Below are 24,306 nucleotides of genomic sequence, written 5' to 3'. Positions count from 1 at the left end.
GACCGGGCCGGACTCGATAGCGAAACGAGGAGATTCCTCGGGAACAGTTGCGCAGCACGTGCCTCGCGCCGGTTCGTACCCCCCTTCCACCCGGTTGACGCCGCGCACGCGGGGGTAGGGTGGCAGGCCTGGCCGCGCTGCGAGCAGGGTCGGCAGGACGGCCCACGGCAGCACCGCCCACGGCATTACTTCAGACGCCAGGACGAGACAGAGGCGAGACGTGACCGCGCAGAGCCCCGCCCGCTGGACGGACCCGGAGATGGAGGAGCTGGAGGAGCGGGTCGCCGCCGCGGAACTCGCCTGGCTCAGCATGGACGTCGACATGCAGACGCTGCGGGTCGAGATCGACAACTTCGCGCTGATCCACCATCAGCTGCTGGGACCGCTGTACGCCCGGCTGGACGAGCTGGACGCGCTGGTCGCCGAGGCCGTGGCGGCCCGGACCGGGCGGCCGGAGGACGTGCGGCGGGCCGCGGAGGCCCGGCAGCTGGTCGAGGAGCTGCCCGACCTGGACTCGCTGTTCGACTCCGTGCAGGAGCAGCGCGAGCAGCGGGAGCGGAGCGGGCAGGAGGGGGAGACGGCCCCGCCGCCGCCCGCCGCGCCGGCGAAGGTGCGGCCCGGCCGGGAGGCCCAGCGGGTCTACCGCGAGCTGGTCCGCCGCGCCCACCCGGACCTCACCACCGACCCCGCCGAGCAGCAGCGCCGCGCCGCGTTCCTCGTCCGGGTCAACGAGGCCTACGCGTTCGGCGACGCCGCCGCGCTGACGGACCTGGCGGCCGAGTGGTCCACCGCACCCGAGGCCGCGCCCGCACCGGACGCCCCGGACCGCCCGGAGTGGCTTCGCCGGCGGCTGGAGTGGCTCACCGCCAAGATCGCCGAGACCGCCGCCGAGCAGGTCCGGCTGGAGCAGAGCCCGATGGGCCAGCTGCTCGCGCTCGCCCCGCAGGACCCGGACCGGCTGCTGGAGCAGCTCGCCGAGGAGCTGCTCGCCAAGGCCGCCGACCGGCAGGCCGAGCTGGAGCGGCTGCTCGGCGGCTACGCGCCGCCGGTGGGCGACAATGGCACGGACCCGACCGACTCCGAGGAGAGCCGAACGATGTTCCCGCAGATCCCCTCCGCCGACGCCGCCTCCGTGCCCGCCGACGCCGTCCTGCTGGACGTGCGCGAGCAGGACGAGTGGGACGCCGGCCACGTGGACGGCGCGTTGCACATCCCGATGAGCCAGGTGATCGCCCGGCTCGGCGAGCTGCCGGACGAGAGGCTGTACGTGCTGTGCCGGGTCGGCGGACGCTCCGCGCAGGTCGTCCAGTACCTGGTGCAGCAGGGCCGGGACGCGGTGAACGTGGACGGCGGCATGTACGCCTGGGAGGGCGCGGGTCGTCCGATGGTGAGCAGCAGCGGCCGGGACGCCTACGTCCTGTAGGAGAAGCGCAACAGCCGGAAGTGATCGCGGCGCGGCGCCGGACGGAGGGCCCGGGGTGGAGATCCGGGGCGGTCCGTCCGGGTTTGACCTCGGGCCCGTGGAGTGGGTCGCCGAGCTTCACGGCTGAACGGATGGCCGCCGCGGTGGGATCGTTCGCCATGGCCCGGTACCGGGGCGCGGCGGTGCTGCGCGCGTTCGCGCCGCGCCGGGGCACCGCGGCCTGCCCGCCGCCGCCCGCGCAGGGCACCCTCCGCTGAGCCGCGCCCGGTAGGGCAGGATGGGCGCGCGACCGAGCCGGGACGACACCGGGGGCGCCCATCGAAGGCAGGGTCGGGGGAGAGAGCACATGGCGGAGAGCACGGACATACCGCTCGGCGAACGGGCCTGGTCACGGCCCGCGCAGCTGGTGCTCGGCCTGGCCACGGTGGGACTGCTGACCGGCACCGGGCTCTTCCTCACCGCGGTGTTCCTGCACGTCGCGCCGGCCAATTCGGTGTCCCGGCAGTACCGGGACGAGGTCGACGGCCTGGTGTACCCCGAGTTCGAGCAGAACTGGAAGCTCTTCGCGCCCAACCCGCTCCAGCAGAACGTCAGCGTGGACGCGCGGGTGCGCACCGTCGCGGACGGCGGCGCCACCCGGACGCACGACTGGACGGGGCTGACCGTGCAGGACATCGCCGCGATCCGGGGCAACCCGGCGCCCAGCCACGTCGACCAGAACCTGCTGCGGCGGGCCTGGGACTTCTACGACGGCTCGCACAACCCGCAGGACGAGACGCTGACCAGCGGCCACGGCAAGCTCGCCGAGGAGTACCTGAAGCGGATCGCGCTCCAGCGGATCGGCCGGACCGTGGACGGCGAGCGGATCCTGGAGATCGAGTTCCGGGTGACCGCGGCCACCGTCCCGCCGCCGTCCTGGAGCGGGGAGGCGGCGCCGCCCGCGCCGAAGGTGCGGGAGCTGCCCTGGTGGCCGGTGGACGACGAGGACTACCGGGGGCTCGGGTGAACGAGGTGTCGCAGTCCGCGGAGATGCCGCCGCAGGCCCCGCCGGAGACGGAACCGCACCTGGTGGACGTCATCCCGCACCAGGCCGGGCACCCGGTCGCCCCCGGAAACGCCCCGGCGCCGCGCGGGCCCGGCCCGGCCGAACTGGCCGCCCGGGCGCTGGCCGCGTTCACCGGGCGGACGCTCGGCCGCCACCAGGCGGCGGTGATGCGGATCGGCTTCGGGCTGGTCTGGCTCGCCTACCTGCTGCGCGAGTGGCCGAACCGGCGGGTGCTGTACGGCGACCGCTCGCCCTGGTCGATGGAGCTCGCCCAGCGGCTGCTGGCCGACAACGGGGCGTTCACCGTGCTGCCCTGGTTCGGCGGGCGGCTCTGGTTCGAGCTGGTCTACCACCTGGCGGTGCTGGCCGCCGTCGCGGTGGTGCTGGGCTGGCGGACCAGGGCGAGCACCGTGCTGTTCATGGTCACCGTGCTGTCGCTGCAGAACCGTGACGTCTTCCTCGGCGACGGCGGCGACAACGTCGTCCACCTGATGGCCGTGTACCTGGTCTTCACCCGCTGCGCCGAGGTGTGGTCGCTGGACGCTCCCCCGGCCTCCGGCCGGGAGGTACCCCCGGGCCGGGCCGGACCCGGGTGGGGCGGCGTGGTGCTCTGGGCCGTCCTCGGCGCCGTCCTGGCGGCCTGTCAGCTCGGGGACTTCTCCGGCGAGAGCCTCACCTGGACCGCCCGCACCTTCCCGTACGTCGGCTGGGCGCCGCTGTTCTGGGGGCTCTGGGCGGTGGCCGGGCTCTGGTGGGCGCTCGGTCGGCTGCGGCCGGACGGCGAGCCGCGGGCGGTGCTCGACGCGCTGGCGAACATGGTCCACAACTGCGCGATGCTGGTGATCGCCGCCGAGGTCGTGCTGATCTACGCCACGGCCGGCTGGTACAAGGTGCAGGGCTCGCGCTGGCAGGACGGCACCGCGCTGTACTACCCGGTGCACCTGGACTACTTCACGCCCTGGCCGTGGCTGTCCGGACTGGTCGGCTCGGCGCTGGTGCCGGTCTTCCTGATCTCGTACGGCACGGTGATCGTGCAGGTCGCGTTCCCGTTCACGCTGCTCAACCGGCGGGTCAAGAACGCGCTGCTGGCGGTCATGATGGCCGAGCACCTGGGGATCGCGGTGATGCTCGGGCTGCCGGTGTTCTCGCTCGCGATGATCGCGGCGGACGCGGTGTTCCTGCCGACCGGCGCGTTGCTCTGGGTGGGGGCGCGGGTGCGGCGGATCCGGCAGGGCAGGCCGCCGGCCGCCCGGGGCGGGCCCGCGGCGGACAGGGTGGCAGAGTGAGCCGCATGGACGACGAGGTGGTGCGGGGCTGGCGGGCGGCGGAGCGGGAGCCGGGCACGGTGCTGCTGGACGGGTTCCACCCGTTGAAGCACGCGCTGCGCTTCGGCGGGGACGTCCGGAGGGTGCTGACCGCCGACCGCGCCGCGCTGCTGGCGCTCGCCGCCGAGCTGGCCGAGGACGTCGCCCCGGCGCTGGACGCGCTCGCGGTGGAGGTGCCGGAGCCCGCGCTGCGCACGCTGGCGCCCCGGCTGCACCCGACCGGGGTGATCGCGCTGGCCGTGCGGCCGTCCGCCGAGGCGAACCGGGCCGCGCTCGGGCGGCTCCCGCGCCGGGCGCCGGTGGTGCTGCTGGAGAACCCGCGCAACCTGGGCAACGTCGGCGCGGTGATCCGGCTGGCGGCCGGTTTCGGCGCCACCGGGGTGGTCACCACCGGCGATCTGGACCCCTGGCACCCGACCGTGGTGCGGGGCAGCGCGGGCCTGCACTTCGCCACCGCGGTCGAGCGGCTGACGCTGCCCGAGCTGCCCGCCGGGCCGCTCTACGTGCTGGATCCGGAAGGCGCGGACATCCGGACGCTGCCCTTCCCGGACGACGCGCTGCTCGCCTTCGGCACCGAGCGGCACGGCGTCTCGGCGGAGCTCAGGGCGCGCGCCGACCACCTGGTGGCGGTGCCGATGCAGCCGGGGGTGTCCAGCTTCAATCTGGCGACGAGTGTCGCGATGGGGCTGTTCCACTGGATGTCGGAGAAGCGCTGAGGGTCGAGAGGCCGTAGGCGGGGGCGTCAGGAGAAGAGCCGGAGCCAGGTCTCCGGGCCGGGGTAGCCGTCGGCGTCGGCGCCGCTCCAGCCCTGGGCCTGCTGGAAGGCCTGGACGTTGCGCTGGTCGCTCTCGCTCCACTGCGGGCCCGGGCCGGTGGTGTAGGCGCCGCCGTAGCCCTTGCGGACCAGCTGCTCGCCGAGCTGCCGGACGTGGTCGTTGTCGGCGCCCGGGCCGAACTTGTCCGCGCCCGGGAAGGTGGGGGGCGCCCCGGTGCCGGGCTGGACGGGTGGCGGGAGCGGGGTGCCGGCGTCGATGGTGCGGCCCTTGCCGTTGAGCAGGAAGTCCCAGGTGTCCTTGCCGGGGATGCCGTCGGCCTCGGCGCCGCGCCAGCCCTGGGCGAGCTGGAATGCCTCGGTGGCCTTGCGGTCGGCCTCGCCCCACTGCGGGCCGGGGCCCTCGGCGTAGAACCGGGCGCCGCCGCGCTGCACCAGCATCTGGCCCAGCTTGGTGACGTACGTGTTGTTGGCGCCCGGCCCGAACTTGTCCGCGCCGGGGAAGCCGGTTGTCGGCGCGCCGTCGTTGCTGCTGCCGGAGAGCCCGAGGTAGCGGTAGGGGACGTACGAGCCGGAGTTGCTCCAGTACGCGTACGGGGTGGGCTGCTTCTTCGCGCCGGGGGAGGTCTGCTCGTAGGCCAGGTAGCGGGTGCGGGTGGCGTCCGTCCAGCCGCCGAAGACGATGACGTGCGAACCGGCCTGCGGGTTGGCCGGGTTGTTGTAGATCAGGACGTCACCGGGCTGGAGGTCGGCCTTGGCGATCCGCTCGGCGAAGTTCGGCAGGGTCCAGGTGGTCTGGCTGCTGCCCAGGCCCCAGGCCATCGACACGAAGCCGGAGCAGTCCTGGCGGTAGCCGTCCGACCAGTAGCGGCCCATGCTGTACGGCACCTTCTGGTCGACCCAGGTCTGGGCGCGCTGGATGATCTGCGCCCTGGTCACCGGCGGGGCGAAGGCGCGCTGGTCGGGCGCGTCGTCGCCGTAGAGGCCGCTGACCTCGCCCTGCGGGTTCTGCGGGGTCTGGGTGGTGCTGCTGCCGTCGCCCGGGGCGGGGCCGGGTGCGGGGGCCGTGGCGGCCGCGACGGCGACGGCCGTCCCGCCGCCGATGGCGGTGCCCACGGCGGCCATCAGCACGGCGGCCCGTCGGCGGAGGCTGCGGGCCGCGGCGTGCCCGCCCTCGTGCACCGGGGCGGCGTGCAGCCGGGCGCGGCGGCGGGCACGGCAGCCTCCGCATATGCAGTCCTCGTCCGGTTCGACCTCGTCGAACTCCAGCAGCGGGGACAGCTGGTCGATACGGGTCATGGTCCGCCTCTCTCCTGGCCGGCCTGACGGTGTGACAGGGCCGGCCTTCCCGGGCCGGTTCCGCATGGCATCGGGACCAACGTCGCAAAGGGGGCGGAGCCCGGCGCGGCGGACTGCGCCGGGCAGGTGACGGCCGTTCGGTGTGGCGCGGGTGGACGAGACGGTGCCGGAGCGAATCCGGCGATCGGTCAGCTAAGGCGCGGTGGGCGGGTTGGCAGGCGAGTACTCGGGCTCGGTCCAGGTCAGCGGGGTGGCGTCGGCCAGTTCGACGACGCCGGTGACGGTCAGTTCGACCATCCGCTCGGCGCCCGGGACGCCCGCGCGGGCCTCGGCGGACCAGTCGGTGCGGGCCTCGCCGGTGACGAGCAGGGCGTTGCCGGTCTCCCAGTCGGGCAGTAGCAGGCCGGCGCGCGGGTCCAGCTCCAGGTTGCCGAGCGTCATGAACATGCTGTTGCCCGGGTATTCGGGCCAGGACAGCCGGTCCGGCGCGGTGGCCCGCAGGAAGCCGGGGAAGCCGCCCCGGTGGGAGGCGTCCACTCTGCCGTCCGGGCCGACGGTGGCGATGAAGAAGGTGTCGGCGGTGGCGGCGGTCAGCCGCTGGGCGGTGGACAGTGTCCGGCCGGCGGCCACGGCGCGTGGGGCGCCGGCGTCCGGGCGGTCCAGCGGGGTGCGGCGCTGGATGTACTTCGGGCAGTTGGAGACCACCTGCTCGGCGGTGATCACCAGGCCGCCCCGGCCGTCCGGTACGGAGCGGCCGTTGAGCCGCATCCGGCGCCGGCCGGCCGGGTCCAGGGCGATCGTGCCGACCTGCGCCGGGCCGGCCAGGGCGGTGGCCAGCGGGTCGTCCTCGGCGGGGTGGGCAGCGACCGCCATGGTCCGCTCGTCCGCGGCCTGGAGGAAGCCCGGGGCGCCGGCGAGCTGGGTGGCCCAGATCCGGCCGTCCGGGGCGGCGGCACCGAGGACCAGCATCCGCCGCTCGGTGAGGAAGCGGGCGGCCACCGGGGGGATGGTGTCGCGGATCGACCGGCCGGCGTGGTCGGCTCGGTCCTGCCGGCCGGCCAGCGACTGGGCGGCCCGCTCGCCGGGGTGGTAGGGCGTGTCGACGGTCGTCACGGCGGGCTCTAGAAGAAGCCGCAGGTCGGGGCGTCGGAGGTGGGGGCGGCGGCGCCGGTCTCGTCGACGCCGGTGCGGGTGTAGATCTCCAGCCGGATGCCGTCCGGGTCGGTGAAGAAGATGCCGCCGGAGGCCGAGCCCTCGCTGTGCGGGACGACGCCGTCGTAGGCGAACTCGGCGCCGAGCTCTCGCAGCAGCTGCTCGGTGGCGCGGACCTCGTCGAGGCTCTCGACCTCGAAGGAGAGGTGGTGCAGGCCGGGGGTGGCGGTGGCGAAGGTGCCCGCGCTCTGCTGCCAGAGGGTCACCACCAGGCGGCCGTCGCGGCCCATCAGGGCGTAGCGGCGGTCTGCTTCGGTGCCCTCGTGCGCCACCTGCAGGCCGAGGACGGCGCGGTAGAACTCGATCGAGCGGGCCAGGTCGGTGACGTTCAGGCCGACGTGGCCGGTCTGGAGAGTGCGGAGCAGGGTGGTGCTGGACATGCCTGATCACTCCCGTGGCTGGGCGGCCGGAGAAGCTCATGCCTAACCGGTACTCATGAACGTAGTAGTTAGATGATGGAGCGTCAACCAGTATCAGGGCGTGAAAGGGTTAGGTGTTGGCGTGCGGTGACTCCGGACGAGGGTCAGGAGCGGGCTACTCCCACTCCCACCGGATGCCGATGTGGCCGGGCTGCTGGTCCGGGGAGAGCACGTGGGCGCTCGCCGAGGCGCCGATCCACAGCTGCTCGCGGCGGCTGTCGACGGCCTCGCCCGGCTCGCGGTCGTAGCGCTCGCAGTGGACCGGGACGGCCGCCGGGTCGAAGTGCACCTGGAGCACGTACTCGCGCACCGGCGTGGCGAAGCGGCGGCTGTACTCCATGGTCGGACCGCCGGGCGGGATCTCCACCTCGTACTCGAAGACGGTGCTGTCGCCGAGGCCGAGCGGCCGGTCGAGCATCACCTCGCCCACGGTCAGCCCGGCCTCCGGGCGGCGGCGGACCCGGCCCAGCCGGCCGTGCCGGACCGAGGTGATCTCGGGGCAGCCGGTGGCCTCCTCGTCGGCCTTGTGCACGACCAGGCAGCGGCCGACGCCGGCGACCGTGGCGCGCACCACCTGGCGCATCCGCAGCAGGTTGCCGCGCCGCTGGGCGTCGACGTAGTACGAGTCGTGGATGCTCAGCCGCTCCAGCTCGCCGGCCGGCGGGGCGTCCAGCTCGGAGAAGATCTCGGCGATCTCCTGCTCGCCGGGCCAGACGTCCTCCAGCCCGAGGTGGCAGGTGTTGGCGGCGGCGGCCCAGCGGCCGCGCGGGCGCGGCGGGCCGAGCAGCGAGGAGAGGGCGCTGTGCGGCAGGCCGAGCAGCTCCTCCAGCAGGTGGACGGCGCGCAGCGAGCTGGCACGCTCGGGCTGGCTGCGCCCGCGCCGCCAGTAACTCAGCGTGGTGACGCTGACCCTGACGCCGCGTTGGGCGAGCGCGGCCCTGATCCGGTCCAGGCTGAGACCGCTGGCCTCGATGGCCAGGTGAAGGGTGTCCGCGAAGCCGCCCGCGCCACCGGGGCGGGCGGCGGCGGACGGTGGCGGAACGGGCGCCGGCGCGGGTGCGGGCGGGCCGGGGCGCTCGGGGCGCTGTCCGACCAGCCGGAGCCGCGCGGCGTCCTGGTGCTGCTCTGCGGCCATGCGGTAACCCTCCCCACCAGGTGAGCTCGGTGGGACCGGTCCGGCGCCGGGGCGCGCCGCCAGCGGCTTCACCGAGCTTTGGGGAACCCTATGCACGGTCGAGAGGCTACGTCATCAGTCGTGCGTATGACAGTGGTCACGGCAGGTGAACCGAAGGTTTAGCGATCTTGAAACGTTGTGGAAATACGGCCGGAGACCTTGACGGAAGCGGACACCGCCGGGGCGGGCCCTATCGGCGCCGCCCCGGCGGGGGTCTCGGTGGTGCTACCGGCCGGTGATCAGGCCGGTGACCAGGCCGGTGATCAGTTGACGTTCAGCGCGACGTCGTCGATCACGAAGCTGGTCTGGAGCGAGGAGTCCTCGGTGCCGGTGAACTTGATCGTCACGGTCTGGCCGGCGAAGGAGGTCAGGTCCAGGGTCTTCTGCACGTAGCCGGCGGCCGCGTTCACGTTGGAGTAGGTCGCCAGCGTGGTGCTGTTGGCCTGGACGGTCAGCTTGTCGTACGCGGTGGAGCCGGTCTCCGCGGTGTCGATGTGCAGCCAGAAGGTCAGCTTCGCGGAGGTGCAGCCGGCCGGGATCGAGACGGTCTGCGACACGGTGTCGGTGTGGGCCGAGCCGTAGCCGTCCATCCACGCCTTCCAGCTGCCCGAGTGGGCCGCCTGCGAGGAGCTGTTGTCGACCACGCCGCTGGAGGTGGTCCACGGAGCGGCGGTGCCGGTCTCGAAGCCGCCGTTGCCCATCAGCTGGGCCGCGGTGCAGCCGCCGGTGGGCGGCGGGGTCGGAGTGCTGCCGCCGCCGAGCAGGGCGGTGGTCAGGGCGTCGGCGACCGGGGAGCCCCAGCCGGTGACCTGGTCGTAGCCGGCCTTCGTCTGGAAGTCCTGGTTGGCGCCGGTGGTCACGTCGTGGAAGACGCTGCCGTAGCTGCTGCTGTTCGCGAGCGCGTACAGGCGGGGGCTGGCCTCGCCCAGGACGGGCTGCCCGGCGGCCTTGGCCTTCTGGTTGAACTGGGCGGCGTAGCCGGACCAGAGCGGCGCGGCGGCGCTGGTGCCGCCGTACACCTTCCAGCCACCGACGGTGTAGATCGCGAAGCCGCTGGCCGGGTCGGCGTTGGAGGCGACGTCCGGGACGGTGCGCATGGTGCCGTTGATGCCGGTGCCGGTCTGCCAGCTCGGCTTGCTGAAGACGGTGGAGACGCCGCCGCCCGCGGTGCTCCAGGCGCTCTCCGAGGAGTAGGTGTTGCTGCTGGAGACCTTGAGGTTGGTGCCGCCGACACCGGTCTGGTGCGGGCTGGAGGCCGGGAAGTCGACGGCCTTGACGGTCGAGCCGCTGGTGGAGCGGGTGCAGTCGCGCGAGCCGTCGTCGCCGGAGGCGGAGAAGATCGAGATGCCCTGGGCGGCGGCCTGCTTGAAGGCGTTGTCGACGGCCGTCATGGAGGCGGCGGTGGTGTCCGGCTCGCAGGAGCCCCAGGAGATCGAGATGACCGAGGCCTTGTTGTCGGCCACGATCTTGTTGGCCATGTCGATCTCGCCCTGGTCGCTGTTGGGCGCCTCGTAGATCAGCTGGGTCGCCTTGGGCGCGGCGCCGCGGACGATCTCGCTGTCCAGCTCGACCTCGCCCTGGCCCTGGCCGGGGGCGGAGTCGTAGTTGGCACCGTCCACCGAGACCGTGGAGACGGCCGGGCCGGTCAGGCCGTACTGCGAGTCGTAGGTGGTCAGGTTGCCGGACGAGTAGCCGTCGAACTCCCAGAGGGCGACGGTCACGCCGGTGCCGTCGGCGCCGGTCTTGTTCAGGTTGTAGGCGCCGTCGTACTGGGCCGGGGAGAGGCCGTTCGGGGTGGCGGTGGCCGCGTTGGGGGTGATCGCGTTCGGCGTGGCCAGGCGGTTCTTGCGAACGGCGTGGTTGTCCAGACCGTGCACGCCCTGGACGATGTCGGCGAGGTCGGCCGGGACGGACGCGGCGGCGTCGTTCGCGAAGAAGGTGCGCTGGAGCTGCTGGTCGACGTACGCGCTCTCGTGCGTGCCGAAGGCCTGCGAGACCTGCGCGGTGGTGCCGCGGGCGCTGATGACCTGGCGGTTGGCGCTCACCGAGGTGACGGCCAGGCCCTGGTCGGCGAGGTAGGCCTTGACCTGCTCGACGGCCGCCTGGGTCGGGCCGAACTGCGCGGTGAACTGCTCCGGCGTCAGGTACTTGCCGTACTGCGGGGTGCCCGGCGTGGTGACCGCGGCGAGGAAGCGGTCCAGCGCGTCGGCGTTCCGCAGCTTGAGGCTGACGGCCACCGAGATCTGCTGCTCGGCCGGGACGTCACCCTTCTTCTCCGAGCGGGCGACCGCGGGGTTCACGGTGTTCGGCAGCTCGACGCGGGGGGTGGCGTGGGGCGTGGGGGCGGCCTGCGCGGCGGAGACGCCGAGCGAGACGGCGGTCAGCGGCAGCACGGCTATGGCGGCCGCGAGGGCGAGAGTGCGGGGGCGCAACGAATCCTCCTCTGGCCGGCTGTGGGGGCCGGCAAGGGGTCACGGCGTTCCGGGGTCGTGAACGCTGGCTAGAACATGTCAGAACAAGTGCGCGAATTGGCTTATGATCAAGCAATTCGTTGCTAAAAAACAGTCAAATGTGGAACAGGGCAAGGCTGGTCGTTTCATACAGTGAATGACCGGAATTCCGGATGTGGTCTACACCAATTCTGGTCGGCGGGGCGGACGTAGAATCGGCTGGAGCCGAGGGAGAACGATGACTGACGTGATGGCGGATCCGAGGGACCCCCGCCCGCTGATCGGCGAGCCGCTGGCGCTCGACCTGCTCAACACGCGCTGGGCCGGAACGCCCGTCAACGACCTGCTCGGCGAGGCCGGGGGATACGGGATATGGCTCTCCTCCGCCGGGCTGAGCGAGCGCTGCACGGCCGACGGGGCCGGGCTGGCGGCCACCCTGAGGGCTCGTGAGGTGCTCGGTGCGGCAGCCCAATTCCTGTTCGAGCACGGCGAGTTGGGCGAAGCCGTGCGGGCCGGGCTGGACGAGGTGCTGGCGCACGGGCGGATCCGGCGGACGGCCGGGCCGGGCGGGGCCGAGGACCGGATCGAGGTGGACCGGCCGGAGTGGCTGGCGGCCTGGCTGGCGGTGGACGACTTCCTCACGCTGGTCGCGCAGGGCGCCCACCGGGTGCGGCAGTGCGCGCACGAGGCGTGCATTCTGCATTTCTTCGACGCGTCGCAGAACGGCCGCCGACGGTGGTGCCGGATGGCGGTGTGCGGGAATCGCGCGAAGGCGGCGCGGCACTATGTGAAGGCGCGCGGGTAGCGAGGCCCGCTGCGCGGGGCCACGGGGTGGGGTGTTGGGGGTCGGCCGCCGGCGGTGGGTGCCGGATGGCGGTGTGCGGGATCGCGCGAAGGCGGCGCGGCACTAGGTGTGGGCGCGCGGCTGACGGAAGGTCGGGTCGGCGGGCGCGCGGAGGAGCGCGCCCGCCGATCGGCGTCAGGCCGTGGTGGGGGTGCCGAGCCAGGTGGTGAGGGCCTCCTGGACGTCGCGGTGGCCGGGGTCGACGGCGGCCCAGGCGGCGTAGCCGTCCGGGCGGATCAGCAGGGCGGTGTCGCGCAGCTTGCCGTGCGGGTCGGCGGGAGCCGCGGTGACCAGGACGTCCGCCCACGGCTCGGCGGCGGTCTGCACGTCATTGCTGACCAGCACGAACTTCCCGGCGCGCAGCGCCTCGTAGAGCCGCTCCGGGGCGGCCGGCTCGCCCTCTCGCGGCTTCTCCAGGGCGGTCAGCCGCAGGTCCGGGACGCGCTTGCCGACCAGCGGGTGGGCGTCCTTCGGTGCCTGGTAGGCGATGCCGATCCCCGAGATCATGCGGGCGCCGCGCTCGGTGACCGGGTCGAGGTGGCTGCCGAGCGCGGTGAGCGCGCCGCGCAGGGCGCGGGTGGGGGCGGACTCGGCGAGGGCGAGCCGGATCAGGGCGCCGGAGGTGCGCAGGACGGTCCGGCCGACCGGGTGCCGCTCGGTCTGGTAGGTGTCGAGCAGGGCGTCGGTGGCCCGGCCCCGGACGGCGGCGGCGAGCTTCCAGGAGAGGTTGGCGGCGTCCTGGAGCCCGGTGTTCATGCCCTGGCCGCCGGCCGGCGAGTGGCAGTGCGCGGCGTCGCCGGCGAGGAAGACGCGGCCGGAGCGGTAGTTGGGCACCTGGCGCTCGTCGCTGTGGAAGGTGGAGGTCCAGCGGGCGTCGTGCAGGCCGTAGTCCTCGCCGAGCGCGGCCTTGGTGATGGCGGTGATCTGCTCCAGCGAGGGGACGGTGCCCTCCGGGACGCGCTCGTGGCGGTCCCAGGCGATGACGCGGTACCAGCCGTCGCCGAAGGGGGCGAGGAAGGCGAAGCCGGCGTCGTTCGCGCCGACGGTGATGAAGTCCTCCGGCTCGCGCTCCAGCCGGACGTCGGCGAGCACGACGGAGTCGACCACCGACTCGCCGGGGAACGGGATGCCGAGGAGGTCGCGGACGGCGGAGCGGACGCCGTCGGTGCCGACCGCGTACCGGGCGCGGTGGGTGGTCCCGTCGGCGGTCTCCAGAGTGACGCCATCGGCGTCCTGCCGCAGGCCGGTGACCTCGGCGCCGCGCAGGATCGTCGCGCCGGCCTTCTCCGCGCGCTCGTGGAGCAGCCGTTCGACGTTGTACTGCGGGGTGATCAGGACGAACGGGAAGCGGGTCGGCAGGGCGGCGAGGTCGACGCCGAAGCGGTTGAACATCCGCAGCGAGGTGAGCGGCCGGCCGGTGGCGATGAGCTCGTCGGCGAGGCCGCGGGCGTCCAGCAGTTCGAGGGTGCGGGCGTGCACGGCGAAGGCCCGGGTGAGGTTGGACTCGGCTGCCCGCTTCTCCAGGAGGGTGACGGAGACCCCGGCGGCGGCGAGGTCGCCGGCCAGCAGCAGGCCGGTCGGTCCGGCTCCGACGATCAGGACGTCGGTGACGGTCGGCTTGGCGGTCATGTGTCAGCTCCCGGTGGTCGGAGGGCGGTTGGACGCGATGATCGGCGTTCTCCCAGCCTCCATCATCGCCGCCCTGGTGGGAGCTGTGAACCGCCGGGCCCCGGCGGTGGGTGACCGCCGGGGCCCGGGGTGAGGTGACGGAGGGATCAGCTGTGCCGGCGGATCTGCACCGTGCGGAACCGGTTGGCGACGAACGCGCCGTCGCAGTAGGCCGAGTTGGCGGCCGGGTTGGCGCCGGTGCCGTGCAGGTCGGAGAAGGCGGCGGTCTGGTTGGCGTACACCCCGCCGGTCAGGTTGAGCGACAGCGAGACGCCGGCGTCGAGCGCGGCCTCGACCAGCAGGGCCTCGACCTCGGGCGAGGTGGTGTAGCCGGAGGCCGTCATCGCGCCCTTGTCGCGGACCGTGGCGCGCAGCAACTCGACCGCGGCGGGCGTGGATTCGACGGCGACGGCGAACGAGACCGGGCCGAAGCACTCGCTGCGGAAGACCGCGCGGTCGTCCGGCTTGTCGGCGTCCAGCTTGATCAGCGCCGGGGTGCGGACGGTCGCGCCGGGGAACTCGGGCGAGTTCACCGCGCGCGGGGCGAGGGCGAGTTCGCCGTACTCGCCGCCGGCCGCGGCGGCCGAGCGCTGGAGCACACCGGGGTTGACCACGGCGCCGAGGATGGCGGCGGCGCGGGCGTCGTCGGAGAGCAGGCCGTCGATCGCGGCGGCGAGGTCGGCGACCACCTGGTCGTAGCTCTTGTCGCCCTGGTCGGTGGCGATGCCGCCGCGCGGGATCAGCAGGTTCTGCGGGGTGGTGCACATCTGGCCGCTGTAGAGCGAGAGCGAGAAGGCCAGGTTGCCCAGCATGCCCTTGTAGTCGTCGGTGGAGTCGATGACCACGGCGTTGACGCCGGCCTTCTCGGTGTAGACCTGCGCCTGCCTGGCGTGTTCCTCCAGCCAGTCGCCGAAGGCGGTCGAGCCGGTGTAGTCGATCATCTTGATCTCGGGGCGGACGGCGAGGGTCTGGGCGACGGTGCCGCCCTCGTGCTCGGCGGCCAGGCAGACCAGGTTGGGGTCGAAGCCGGCCTCGGCGAGCACCTCGCGGGCGATCCGGACGGTGAGCGCGAGCGGCAGCATGGCCCGCGGGTGCGGCTTGACCAGCACCGGGTTGCCGGTGGCCAGCGAGGCGAACAGGCCGGGGTAGCCGTTCCAGGTGGGGAAGGTGTTGCAGCCGATCAGCAGCGCGAGGCCGCGCGGGACGACGGTGAACTCCTTGGTCATCACCAGCGGGTCGCGCTTGCCCTGCGGCTTGGTCCAGCCGGCCTGGCGGGGCAGCCGGGTCTGCTCGGCGTACGCGTAGGCGACCGCCTCCAGGCCGCGGTCCTGGGCGTGCGGGCCGCCGGCCTGGAAGGCCATCCCGTAGGCCTGGCCGGTGGTGTGCATGACGGCCTGGGCGAACTCGTGCGACCGGGCGTTGATCCGGTGCAGGATCTCCAGGCAGACGGCGGCGCGCTCCAGCGGGGTGGCTGCGGCCCACCCGGGCTGGGCGGCGTGCATCGCGGCGATCAGCGCGTCGGGCTCGGCGTGCGGGTACGTCATGCCCAGCTCGATGCCGTACGGGGAGGCCTCGCCGCCGACCTGGTCGCCGTCGGTGGGGTGGCCGTCGAGGACGAAGGGCTTGCCGAGCAGGGCGTCGAAGGCGGCCTTGCCGTCCGCGGGGCCGCTCTCGCCGTACGCCTTCGGGAACTCGGGGTAGGGCGACCAGTAGTCGCGCTTGGCGGCGGCGTCGAGCGCGGCGTCCAGGGTGGCCTGGTGGCGCTCGACCAGCTCGCTGACGAGGGGGTGGGTGACCGCTGCGGACATGGTGTGCGCTCCTCAGAGGGGAGGACGGGACACGTCACAGAGTAACCGAACGATCGGTCGGCTCAAGAGGGCGAAGGGGATTCGATTTCCGAAAGCCGTCGGGGCCGCGTCCGTGGCGGACGCGGCCCCGACGGCGCAGGGATGCCCGGTCTACGGCACGCCGAGCTCGAATATGACGTACCCGGCGTACCAGCCGGAGGCCATCGCGGCCGTGCCCAGCACGGCGGCCAGCACCGGCCAGCTCAGCTTGCGCATCGCCACCGCCAGTGCGATGAACAGCGGGAACGCGGGCAGCAGATAGCGCGAGACGTTGCCGAAGATGCCCAGGCTGCCGAGCACCGAGACGATCGTGGCGAGCGTGTAGGCGGTCAGCACCAGCGGCGGGCGCAGCCGGATCAGCAGCACGATCAGCGCCGGCAGGGTCAGCACTATCAGGGTGGCGAAGAGGTCTGGGACGGGGAACGCGAACGGGTAGTCGTTGCGGCCCAGCAGCACGCCGCGGATCGCGTAGTAGGTGCCCTGGCCCCAGTCGAAGTAGTGCAGCCAGGCGTCGTGCTGGAGCCGGAAGTAGCCGCCCCACTCGCCCATCCGCCAGCCCACCCAGCCGACGTAGCCGAGCAGGCCCGCCGGGGCCAGCAGCATGGCGGTCAGCGGGCGCACGACGCCGCTCTCCCGGCGGTACAGCTCGACCAGCGCGGCCAGGCCGACGGCGCCTATCAGCGCCGCCGCGGTCGGCCGGTTGAGGCCGGCGACCAGGGTGATCACGCCGGCCGCGATCCACTGCCTGGTCATCACGCAGTAGCAGGCCCAGGCCGCCAGGGCGACGAAGGTCGAGTCCGAGTAGAGCGCCCACTCGGCACCGGAGCCCGGGGCGATCGCCCAGATCCCGGCCGCGATCACGCCCGCCTTGGGGCCGGCCAGCCGGTCCACCACGGCGTAGATGCCGGCCGCGGCGAACAGCGAGGCCAGCACGGAGACCAGCATTCCCGCGCCGTACAGGCCGAGTCCGGTGACGTCCGAGGTCAGCCGCATCAGGCCCGGGTAGAGCGGGAAGAACGCGGCCGAGTTCTGCTCGACGGTGAACCCGATCGGGCCGTTCGCGACCGGCACCAGCGCCGGGTGGTAGCCGAACTCGGCCACCTGCTGGTACCACCAGCCGTCCCAGCTGGCCACGACGTCCCAGGGGTTGGCGCCGCCGCCGAAGCGGGCGGGCTTCCTGAGGTACTCGCCGGAGAACGAGAGCAGCTTCATGAAGACCGTGAAGCCGATCAGCTTGAGCACCGCGTAGCACCACACGGCAGGGCCGAACCGGACCGCCAGGACGCGGGCGCGCTCCTGCCAGCCGATGCCGGACACCTTCCCCGGTTCGTCGCTGCGCTGCTCGGGCACGTCGGCGACTGCCGGTATTGCGTTCATCGGACTGAACCCCACCCTGCTGGCCGTGGACGATTTGTCCGCCGAGTCTAGGGCCTGTCGATTCGTTCTGATGCGGACCAATCGTCGTGTGCGGTGGACCGTCGTCGTGGTGCGGTGGACCGGCCGACCCGATCGCTTGCCGCGCAGTGGGGCCGGGGATACTCGGAGGATGGCCGATCACACCACGCGCCCCGCCTACACCGTTGAGTCACTGCTCGCGGTGACCGTCGACGTGTTCAACGAGCGCGGGTACGACGGCACCTCGATGGAGGACCTGTCCCGGGCCGCCGGGATCTCCAAGTCGTCCATCTACCACCACGTGCGCGGCAAGGAGGAGCTGCTGAAGCTGGCCGTCGGGCGGGCGCTGGACGGGCTGTTCGCGATCCTGGCCGAGCCGGCGGCGGTCGAGGGCCCGGCCGTGGCGCGGCTGGAGCACGTGGTGCGGCGGACCGCCGAGGTGCTGCTGGAGGAGCTGCCGTACGTCACCCTGCTGCTGCGGGTGCGCGGCAACACGGCCACCGAGCAGTGGGCGCTGGAGCGGCGGCGGGACTTCGACCACCAGGTCGCCGAGCTGCTGCGGGCAGCCGTCGCGGACGGCTCGCTGCGGGCGGACGTCGAGCCGCGGCTGGCCACGCGGCTGCTGTTCGGCATGATCAACTCGATCGTGGAGTGGTACCGGCCGGGCCTCAAGGCCGCGGACGGCGTCGCGGACGCGGTCGTCCACCTGGCCTTCGACGGGCTGCGCGCGCGGTAGTCGTTCGGGCTTCAGTCCGGCGGGACCTGGTCGGTCTCCTCGAACACCAGCATGGTTCGTGTACCGAGCACCTGTGGGATGGACTGGATGCGGTTGAGCACCAGCTCCCGCAGGGCGTGGTTGTCGGCGGTGTGCACCAGCAGCAGGACGTCGAAGTCGCCGCCGACGAGTGCGATGTGGGCGACCCCGGGGAGCCCCAGCAGCTGCTCCCGGACCGTGCGCCAGGAGTTCTGGACGATCTTCAGGGTGATGTACGCGGACGCGCCCTGACCTGCCCGTTCGTGGTCGACGCGAGCGGTGAAGCCGCGGATGACGCCGTCCTCGACCATCCTGGAGATCCGGGCGTAGGCGTTGGCCCGGGACACGTGCACCCGCTCGGCCACCGAGCGGATCGAGGCGCGGCCGTCCTGCTGCAGCAGCCGCAGGATCGACCGGTCGACGCGGTCGAGTCTGGACATCTGTTCAGCCGACATGACCCCCCACCCTCACCGATTGGACGCACTGCCACAAGTCGACCTCCGCTCGGGCCGAATGTCCACCACCTTGTCACGCTTCTGGTCAAGATGAACAGACGACCGAACAATCGGTAGGGAGCCCCCCGCCACTCCTGGAGGTGCCCCGAGATGACCGTTCTCGACCACAGACACCACACAGCGGTGCCCGGCTGGCTGCCCGGGGCCACCGCCCCCCGCGCCGACCCGGCCCCGCTCCTCCCGGACGTCTCCCCCGTCCGCGTGCTCGGCACCCCCGCGCTGGAGAAGCACGACCCCGCACTGCTGCGCGAGCTGTACCGCCGCCTGGTGGTCGGCCGCCGCTACAACCAGCAGGCCACCACCCTCACCAAGCAGGGCCGGCTCGCCGTCTACCCGGCGTCCACCGGCCAGGAGGCCTGCCAGGTCGCCGCCGCGCTCGCGCTCGGCGAGCAGGACTGGCTGTTCCCCAGCTACCGCGACACCCTCGCGGTGGTCTCCCGCGGCGTCGACCCGCTGGAGGCGCTGACCCTGCTGCGCGGCAACGCCCACACCGGCTACGACCCGCGCGCCGCCCGCACCGCCCCGCTCTGCACCCCGCTCGCCACCCAGGCCCCGCACGCCGTCGGGCTGGCGCACGCCGCCCGGCTGAGCGGCGAGCCGGTGGTCGCGCTCGCCATGCTCGGCGACGGCGGCACCAGCGAGGGCGACTTCCACGAGGCGCTGAACTTCGCCGCGGTGCTCCAAGCGCCGGTCGTCTTCCTGGTGCAGAACAACGGCTACGCGATCTCCGTCCCGCTCACCGCGCAGTCCGCCGCACCGAGCCTGGCCCACAAGGCCGTCGGCTACGGCATGCCGGGCCGCCTGGTGGACGGCAACGACGCACCGGCCGTGCACAGTGTGCTGGCCGAGGCGGTCGAGCGGGCCCGCACCGGCGGCGGCCCGACCCTGGTCGAGGCGCTGACCTACCGGATCGAGGCGCACACCAACGCCGACGACGCCACCCGCTACCGCACCGAGGGCGAGGTCACCGCCTGGCGGGAGCACGACCCGATCCTGCTGATGGACCGCGCGCTGCGCGAACTCGGCATCCTGGACGACGCCCTCGTCCAGGAGGCGGCCGACGAGGCGGAGGCACTGGCGGCCCGGATGCGGGCCGAGTTCCACGCCGACGCCGAGCTGGACCCGATGGCGCTGTTCGCCCACGTCTTCGCCGAGCCGACCCCGCAACTGCGGGAGCAGGCCGCCCAGTTGTCCGCCGAGCTGGCCGCCGAGGCCGAGGTGCAGCACTGATGTCCCCCACCGCCCACCCGTCCACCCCCACCCTCGGCCGAGCCGCTGCGCAGCACCCCTCCGGTGCGCGCACCGCCACGATGGCGCAGGCGCTCAACTCCGCCCTGCGGGACGCCATGCGCGAGGACCCCACCGTCCACGTGCTCGGCGAGGACGTCGGCGCGCTCGGCGGCGTCTTCCGGATCACCGACGGCCTGACCGCCGAGTTCGGCCCGGACCGCTGCCTGGACACCCCGCTCGCCGAGGCCGGCATCCTCGGCACCGCGATCGGCATGGCGATGTACGGGCTGCGCCCCGTGGTCGAGATGCAGTTCGACGCCTTCGCCTACCCGGCGCTGGAGCAGCTTTTCTCGCACGTCGCGAAGATGCGCAACCGCACCGCAGGGAAGCTCCCGCTGCCGATCACCGTCCGCATCCCGTACGGCGGCGGCATCGGCGGCGTCGAGCACCACAGCGACGCCTCCGAGGCGTACTACACCAGCACGCCCGGCCTGCACGTGGTCACCCCCGCGACGGTGGCCGACGCGTACGGGCTGCTCCGCGCCTCGATCGCCTCCGACGACCCGGTGGTCTTCCTGGAGCCCAAGCGGCTGTACTGGGGCAAGGCCGAGTTCGACCCGGCGGCGCCGGTCGAGCCGATCGGCCGGGCCGTCCTGCGGCGCACCGGCACCTCGGCCGTGCTGATCACCTACGGACCCTCGCTGCCGGTCTGCCTGGAGGCGGCCGAGGCGGCGAAGGCCGAGGGCTGGGACCTCGCGGTACTGGACCTGCGCACCCTGGTGCCGTTCGACGACGAGACGGTCTGCCGGGTGGTCCGCTCGGTCGGCCGGGCCGTGGTGGTGCACGAGGCGAGCGGCTTCGGCGGCACCGGCGCGGAGATCGCCGCCCGGGTCACCGAGCGCTGCTTCCACCACCTGGCCGCGCCCGTGGTGCGGGTGACCGGCTTCGACATCCCGTACCCGCCGCCGATGCTGGAGCACCACCACCTCCCCGGGGTGGACCGGATCCTGGACGCGGTCGCCCGGCTGCAGTGGGAGGACTGAGGATGATGCCCGTCGTGCGCGAGTTCACCCTGCCCGACCTCGGTGAGGGGCTCACCGGGGCGGAGGTGGTGCGCTGGATGGTCGAGGTCGGCGAGGTCATCGCCGTCGACCAGCCGGTGGTGGAGGTGGAGACCGCCAAGGCCGTGGTGGAGGTGCCCTGTCCGTACGGCGGGGTGGTCACCGCGCGGTACGGCGAGCCGGGCGAGGAGATCGCCGTCGGCGCGCCGCTGGTCACGGTCGCCGTGGCCGGGCTGGAAGGTCCGGCGGACACGCCCGCCGAGCCGGCTGGGCCCGCCGCGGAGGTGGAGCGGCCGCTGGTCGGGTACGGGGTCGCGGAGCCCGCGAGGGGCGGGCGGCGGCGCCGGGTGGGCGCGGTTGCTGCCGCTCCGGCCGCGGTGGCCGTGGCTCCCGCAGCCCCTGCCCCTGCCCCTGCTGCTCCGGCCCCCGTAGCTTCCGCGCTCGCTGCGCCCGTCGTCGTGCCGGTGATCTCGCCGCTGGTGCGGCGGCTGGCCCGGGAGCAGGGGGTCGACCTGGCCGCGCTCACCGGCAGCGGGCCGGACGGGCTGATCATGCGTGCGGACGTCGAACGGGCGGTCGCGGCGAAGGTCTCCGCGCCCGCCGCCCCGACCGCCGCGCCGGTCGCGCAGGAGAGCGTCATCCCGCTGCGCGGGCTGCGCAAGGCGGTGGCCGAGAAGCTGAGCCGCAGCCACCGGGAGATCCCCGCCGCGACCTGCTGGGTGGACGCCGACGCCACCGAACTGATGGCGCTGAGGCGGCAGTTGAACGCCACACCGGGCCCGAAGGTGAGCGTGCTGGCGCTGCTCGCCCGGATCTGCACGGTCGCGCTGGCGCGCTTCCCGGAGCTCAACTCCAGTGTGACGGAGGACGGTTCCGGCATCGTCCGGCACTCGGCGGTGCACCTGGGCTTCGCCGCGCAGGGCGAGCGCGGGCTGGTCGTCCCGGTGGTGCGGGACGCCCACGCGCGGACCACCGAGCAACTCGGCGAGGAGCTGGCCAGGTTGACCGAGGCGGCCCGCAACGGGTCGCTCACCCCGGCCGAACTGACCGGCGGCACCTTCACGTTGAACAACTACGGCGTGTTCGGCGTGGACGGCTCCACCCCGATCCTCAACCACCCCGAGGCGGCGATGCTCGGCGTCGGCCGGATCGTCGCCAAACCCTGGGTCCACGAGGGGCAGTTGGCGGTGCGCGAGGTGACGCAGCTGTCGTTCACCTTCGACCACCGGGTCTGCGATGGCGGGACGGCGGGCGGGTTCCTGCGGTTCGTCGCGGACTGCGTCGAGCAGCCGGGGATGCTGTTGCGGCAGCTCTGAGCAGGGAGCAGTCGCCCTGGGTGGACGGGGGGCCACCCAGGGCGACCACAGATCGAGTGAGAGTAGCGCGTTCCGGGGCCGGGTGTCCGGGCTTCGCGTGATTCGTCGGATGAGCGGTTCGGGCGTGCCACGCTGCCTAGGCGTCAGCAGAGACAAGCCAGGTGGTGGCGCAGGCCGGCCGGAGGCGAAACGATTCTCTTGGGTACTCGAAACGTTGCGGTGAAGTCCCGCAGAACTCTTCTGGTCCGCACCGGGCACGGCTCGGCGGGGGTCGCCTCCGTCCCGGGCCTGGCGCCGCTCCCACAGCTCCCCCCGGACCGGGCGGCAGTGGTGGACGGGATGCCCGGACGGCCGCCGATGCCACTGGACCCGCCGGACCTCCCGCCGCACGCGCCCGCGGACGCGCCGACGACCGTCCTCCCGCCGGTGCCGGACCTCGTGGCCGGGCCGGTGTGCCCGGCCGCCCCCGAGCCCGTGCGCCAGGCGATCCCCGACCCGCCGGCCCAGCCTCCGGCCGTCCCCGCGCCGAGCTTCCCGGAGCCCGCGGCCCCGGCCGCCGCCCGGGCGTTCAGGCCGCTGCTCACCGACGCCCCCGGCCTCAACTGGTCCGGTCCCGGGGACGGTTGGAGCCACGAGTGGGCGATGCAGACCATCGCCGAACACCGCCCGGCACCGGCTCCCGCAGTCGGCGTCACGGCCGCCGAACAGCCGCCCACCGCACGGGACATCGAGCTGATCCGGGACAGCCTGGCCGTCGTCGAACCGGTCGCCGACCGGGCCACCGCGCACTTCTACGCGCTGATCTTCCTGCACCACCCCGAGGTCCGGGCGCTCTTCCCGGCCGCCATGGACGTCCAGCGCGACCGCCTCTTCCGCGCCCTGCTGGCCGCCGCCCGCGGCGCCGACGACCCGGCCGCGCTGCGCGCCTACCTGAGCGCCCTCGGCCGCGGCCACCGCCGGTACGGCACGCTGACCGGCCACTACGGTCCGGTGGGGGAGTGCCTGGTGCAGGCACTGGCCCGGTACGCGGGCAGTCGCTGGGACGCCGCCACCGAGCTGGCCTGGCGCCGGGTCTACCGGCTGGTCTCCTCGATCATGATCGAGGCCGCCGAGGAGGCCGCCCGCACCTCGCCGCCCTGGTGGCACGGCGAGGTGGTCCGGCACGAGCGCCGCACCCGGGACGTCGCCGTGATCACCGTCCGCCCGGACCAGCCGTACCCGTTCCGGGCCGGGCAGTACGCCAGCCTGGAGACGCCCTGGTGGCCGCGGGTCTGGCGGCACCTCTCGTTCGCCTCGGCGCCCCGCCCGGACGGGCTGCTGACCTTCCACGTCAAGGCCGTCCAGGCGGGCTGGGTGAGCAACGCGCTGGTGCACCGGGCCGCGCCCGGGGACGTCCTGCGGCTGGGCCCGGCGGCCGGGACGATGACCGTCGACCACGGCTCCCCGGCGGACCTGCTCTGCCTCGGCGGCGGCACCGGGATCGCGCCGATCCGCGCGATGGTCGAGGAGCTCGCCGAGTACGGCCGGGCCGGCCGCGCCGTCGAGGTGTTCTACGGGGCCCGCCGGGCCGGCGAGCTGTACGACCTGGACGGGCTGCGCGAGCTGGCCCGGCGGCACCCGTGGCTCACCGTGCGGCCGGTGGTCTCCGGCACCGGCCCGGCCGAGGGCGCGCTGACCGGCGAACTGCCCGAGGTGGTGGGCGGGTTCGGCTCGTGGACCGGCCGGGACGCCGTGCTCAGCGGGCCCCCCGCGATGGTCCGCCGGGGGGTCGGGGTGCTGCTGCGCTGCGGGGTGTCGCCGGAGCGGATCCGGCACGACCTGGTGGGCGACCTCGCCGCCGGCTAACCGAGGTCAGGGGCGAGCAGGGCGCGGACGCCCTCGATGTTGGCCGCCAGGTACGCCCGCAGCCGCGGCGGGACGAGGTTGACGGACGTGACGCCCTCGCGCGTGAAGGGCAGCCGGACCACCTCGTACTCGCCGTTGGGCTCGTCCACCTCGGGCCCGTGCCGCCGGCTGAGGTCCATCGAGGCGAGTCGGCAGACGAAGAAGTGCTGCACCTTGACCCCGTGCGGGTGGAGCAGCGTGCCGTCGTCGTGGTGGGTGTGGCTGATGGTGTCGACGAAGGCGGGCACGACGTCGACGATCTTGCCGCCGAGCTCCTCGTCCACCTCGCGGTGCAGCGCGTCCACCACCGTGCGGTCGCCGCGCTCCACCCCGCCGCCGGGAGTGATCCAGTACGGGTGCGGCGAGCCGGGCCGGACCCGGCGGATCAGCACGATGCCGGCCGGGCTGTACGGGTTGTCCGGATCGAGCTCCAGCAGGATCGCCCGGGCGGTGCGCTTCACGACCGGGCGGGGTGGCGGGGTTCGGTTGTCGGGGCCCATGGCCACCTCCGGGGCGCGAGCGTTGTGCAGGATTCTCCCGCGCCGGGCCGGGGCCGAAACGCCGACCCGGCCGGGTGGATCCGTTCGGGGTTCCGCTGTGCTGCGGTAAGCCTGTGCTGCGGTGACTACGTGCTGCGGTGAGCCTGTGCTGTGGTGATCAACCGATCGGGCGG

21 protein-coding genes are annotated in these 24,306 nt (G+C 73.6%); 11 read left to right on the top strand and 10 right to left on the bottom strand.

The window, feature by feature from the left end; all coding sequences use genetic code 11:
- The first annotated feature begins 220 nt into the window (after positions 1 to 220).
- The 5 genes from F7Q99_RS43120 (at position 221) to F7Q99_RS12915 (ending at position 4,509) form a co-directional block, all read left to right on the top strand.
- Positions 221 to 1,423, top strand: a complete 1,203-nt coding sequence (locus F7Q99_RS43120) for a rhodanese-like domain-containing protein (protein WP_153461358.1) — start codon at positions 221 to 223, stop codon at positions 1,421 to 1,423.
- 131 nt (positions 1,424 to 1,554) lie between these two features.
- Positions 1,555 to 1,680: a hypothetical protein gene (locus tag F7Q99_RS42545; RefSeq protein ID WP_268267544.1), complete on the top strand. Its 126-nt coding sequence runs from the start codon at positions 1,555 to 1,557 to the stop codon at positions 1,678 to 1,680.
- A gap of 89 nt (positions 1,681 to 1,769) precedes the next feature.
- Positions 1,770 to 2,429 (top strand): DUF5819 family protein, encoded by a 660-nt coding sequence (locus F7Q99_RS12925; RefSeq protein ID WP_153461357.1) that lies wholly within the window; start codon positions 1,770 to 1,772, stop codon positions 2,427 to 2,429.
- Positions 2,430 to 2,434: 5 nt separating this feature from the next.
- Complete coding sequence (locus F7Q99_RS12920) at positions 2,435 to 3,754, top strand: HTTM domain-containing protein (RefSeq protein ID WP_195911054.1); 1,320 nt, start codon at positions 2,435 to 2,437, stop codon at positions 3,752 to 3,754.
- Between the two features lie 5 nt (positions 3,755 to 3,759).
- Positions 3,760 to 4,509, top strand: a complete 750-nt coding sequence (locus tag F7Q99_RS12915; RefSeq protein WP_153461356.1) for a TrmH family RNA methyltransferase — start codon at positions 3,760 to 3,762, stop codon at positions 4,507 to 4,509.
- A gap of 26 nt (positions 4,510 to 4,535) precedes the next feature.
- On the opposite strand, the gene F7Q99_RS12910 is transcribed toward F7Q99_RS12915, so the two are convergent.
- The 5 genes from F7Q99_RS12910 to F7Q99_RS12890 all read right to left on the bottom strand — a co-directional run bounded on the left by F7Q99_RS12910 (position 4,536) and on the right by F7Q99_RS12890 (position 11,101).
- Positions 4,536 to 5,864 (bottom strand): peptidoglycan-binding protein, encoded by a 1,329-nt coding sequence (locus F7Q99_RS12910; RefSeq protein ID WP_153461355.1) that lies wholly within the window; start codon positions 5,862 to 5,864, stop codon positions 4,536 to 4,538.
- A 192-nt stretch (positions 5,865 to 6,056) separates the two neighbouring features.
- Complete coding sequence (locus tag F7Q99_RS12905; RefSeq protein ID WP_326846595.1) at positions 6,057 to 6,977, bottom strand: pyridoxamine 5'-phosphate oxidase family protein; 921 nt, start codon at positions 6,975 to 6,977, stop codon at positions 6,057 to 6,059.
- 8 nt (positions 6,978 to 6,985) lie between these two features.
- Complete coding sequence (locus F7Q99_RS12900; RefSeq protein WP_153461354.1) at positions 6,986 to 7,456, bottom strand: VOC family protein; 471 nt, start codon at positions 7,454 to 7,456, stop codon at positions 6,986 to 6,988.
- Between the two features lie 154 nt (positions 7,457 to 7,610).
- Positions 7,611 to 8,630 (bottom strand): hypothetical protein, encoded by a 1,020-nt coding sequence (locus F7Q99_RS12895; protein WP_153461353.1) that lies wholly within the window; start codon positions 8,628 to 8,630, stop codon positions 7,611 to 7,613.
- 302 nt (positions 8,631 to 8,932) lie between these two features.
- Positions 8,933 to 11,101, bottom strand: coding sequence for a protease pro-enzyme activation domain-containing protein (locus tag F7Q99_RS12890; RefSeq protein WP_153461352.1), 2,169 nt, complete (start codon positions 11,099 to 11,101; stop codon positions 8,933 to 8,935).
- Between the two features lie 256 nt (positions 11,102 to 11,357).
- On the opposite strand from F7Q99_RS12890, the gene F7Q99_RS12885 reads away from it, so the two are divergent.
- Positions 11,358 to 11,924, top strand: a complete 567-nt coding sequence (locus F7Q99_RS12885; protein WP_153461351.1) for a CGNR zinc finger domain-containing protein — start codon at positions 11,358 to 11,360, stop codon at positions 11,922 to 11,924.
- A gap of 174 nt (positions 11,925 to 12,098) precedes the next feature.
- On the opposite strand, the gene F7Q99_RS12880 is transcribed toward F7Q99_RS12885, so the two are convergent.
- The 3 genes from F7Q99_RS12880 to F7Q99_RS12870 form a co-directional block, all read right to left on the bottom strand.
- Positions 12,099 to 13,592, bottom strand: a complete 1,494-nt coding sequence (locus F7Q99_RS12880) for an FAD-dependent monooxygenase (protein ID WP_153461350.1) — start codon at positions 13,590 to 13,592, stop codon at positions 12,099 to 12,101.
- Between the two features lie 146 nt (positions 13,593 to 13,738).
- Positions 13,739 to 15,439 (bottom strand): phenylacetic acid degradation protein PaaN, encoded by a 1,701-nt coding sequence (gene paaN / locus F7Q99_RS12875; protein WP_153461349.1) that lies wholly within the window; start codon positions 15,437 to 15,439, stop codon positions 13,739 to 13,741.
- A gap of 150 nt (positions 15,440 to 15,589) precedes the next feature.
- Positions 15,590 to 16,855, bottom strand: coding sequence for a glycosyltransferase family 39 protein (locus F7Q99_RS12870; protein WP_153461348.1), 1,266 nt, complete (start codon positions 16,853 to 16,855; stop codon positions 15,590 to 15,592).
- Positions 16,856 to 17,024: 169 nt separating this feature from the next.
- Here F7Q99_RS12870 and F7Q99_RS12865 point away from each other — a divergent pair, with 169 nt between their 5' ends.
- Positions 17,025 to 17,609 carry a TetR/AcrR family transcriptional regulator gene (locus F7Q99_RS12865; RefSeq protein WP_153461347.1) on the top strand — a complete coding sequence of 195 codons (585 nt, stop codon included), beginning with the start codon at positions 17,025 to 17,027 and terminating at the stop codon, positions 17,607 to 17,609.
- Between the two features lie 11 nt (positions 17,610 to 17,620).
- Here the strand turns inward: F7Q99_RS12865 and F7Q99_RS12860 are convergent, their stop codons facing one another.
- Complete coding sequence (locus F7Q99_RS12860; protein ID WP_153466117.1) at positions 17,621 to 18,067, bottom strand: Lrp/AsnC family transcriptional regulator; 447 nt, start codon at positions 18,065 to 18,067, stop codon at positions 17,621 to 17,623.
- 165 nt (positions 18,068 to 18,232) lie between these two features.
- On the opposite strand from F7Q99_RS12860, the gene pdhA reads away from it, so the two are divergent.
- From pdhA to F7Q99_RS12840, 4 genes are all read left to right on the top strand, one after another.
- Positions 18,233 to 19,372: a pyruvate dehydrogenase (acetyl-transferring) E1 component subunit alpha gene (gene pdhA / locus F7Q99_RS12855; RefSeq protein WP_153461346.1), complete on the top strand. Its 1,140-nt coding sequence runs from the start codon at positions 18,233 to 18,235 to the stop codon at positions 19,370 to 19,372.
- Between the two features lie 80 nt (positions 19,373 to 19,452).
- A complete protein-coding gene (locus F7Q99_RS12850) occupies positions 19,453 to 20,415 on the top strand; it encodes an alpha-ketoacid dehydrogenase subunit beta (protein WP_153466115.1) in 963 nt (320 codons plus the stop codon).
- 5 nt (positions 20,416 to 20,420) lie between these two features.
- Positions 20,421 to 21,749 (top strand): dihydrolipoamide acetyltransferase family protein, encoded by a 1,329-nt coding sequence (locus F7Q99_RS12845; RefSeq protein WP_153466116.1) that lies wholly within the window; start codon positions 20,421 to 20,423, stop codon positions 21,747 to 21,749.
- 219 nt (positions 21,750 to 21,968) lie between these two features.
- A complete protein-coding gene (locus F7Q99_RS12840) occupies positions 21,969 to 23,594 on the top strand; it encodes a globin domain-containing protein (RefSeq protein WP_326846594.1) in 1,626 nt (541 codons plus the stop codon).
- On the opposite strand, the gene F7Q99_RS12835 is transcribed toward F7Q99_RS12840, so the two are convergent.
- On the bottom strand, positions 23,591 to 24,133 hold the full coding sequence (locus F7Q99_RS12835) for an NUDIX domain-containing protein (RefSeq protein ID WP_153461345.1): 543 nt from the start codon (positions 24,131 to 24,133) through the stop codon (positions 23,591 to 23,593). The genes F7Q99_RS12840 and F7Q99_RS12835 overlap by 4 nt on opposite strands.
- Between the last annotated feature and the right edge of the window lie 173 nt (positions 24,134 to 24,306).

Origin of the sequence: Streptomyces kaniharaensis, assembly GCF_009569385.1 — a bacterium.
In the GTDB taxonomy this organism is placed as follows: domain Bacteria; phylum Actinomycetota; class Actinomycetes; order Streptomycetales; family Streptomycetaceae; genus Kitasatospora; species Kitasatospora kaniharaensis.
This window is presented reverse-complemented; position numbering and strand designations above follow the sequence as displayed.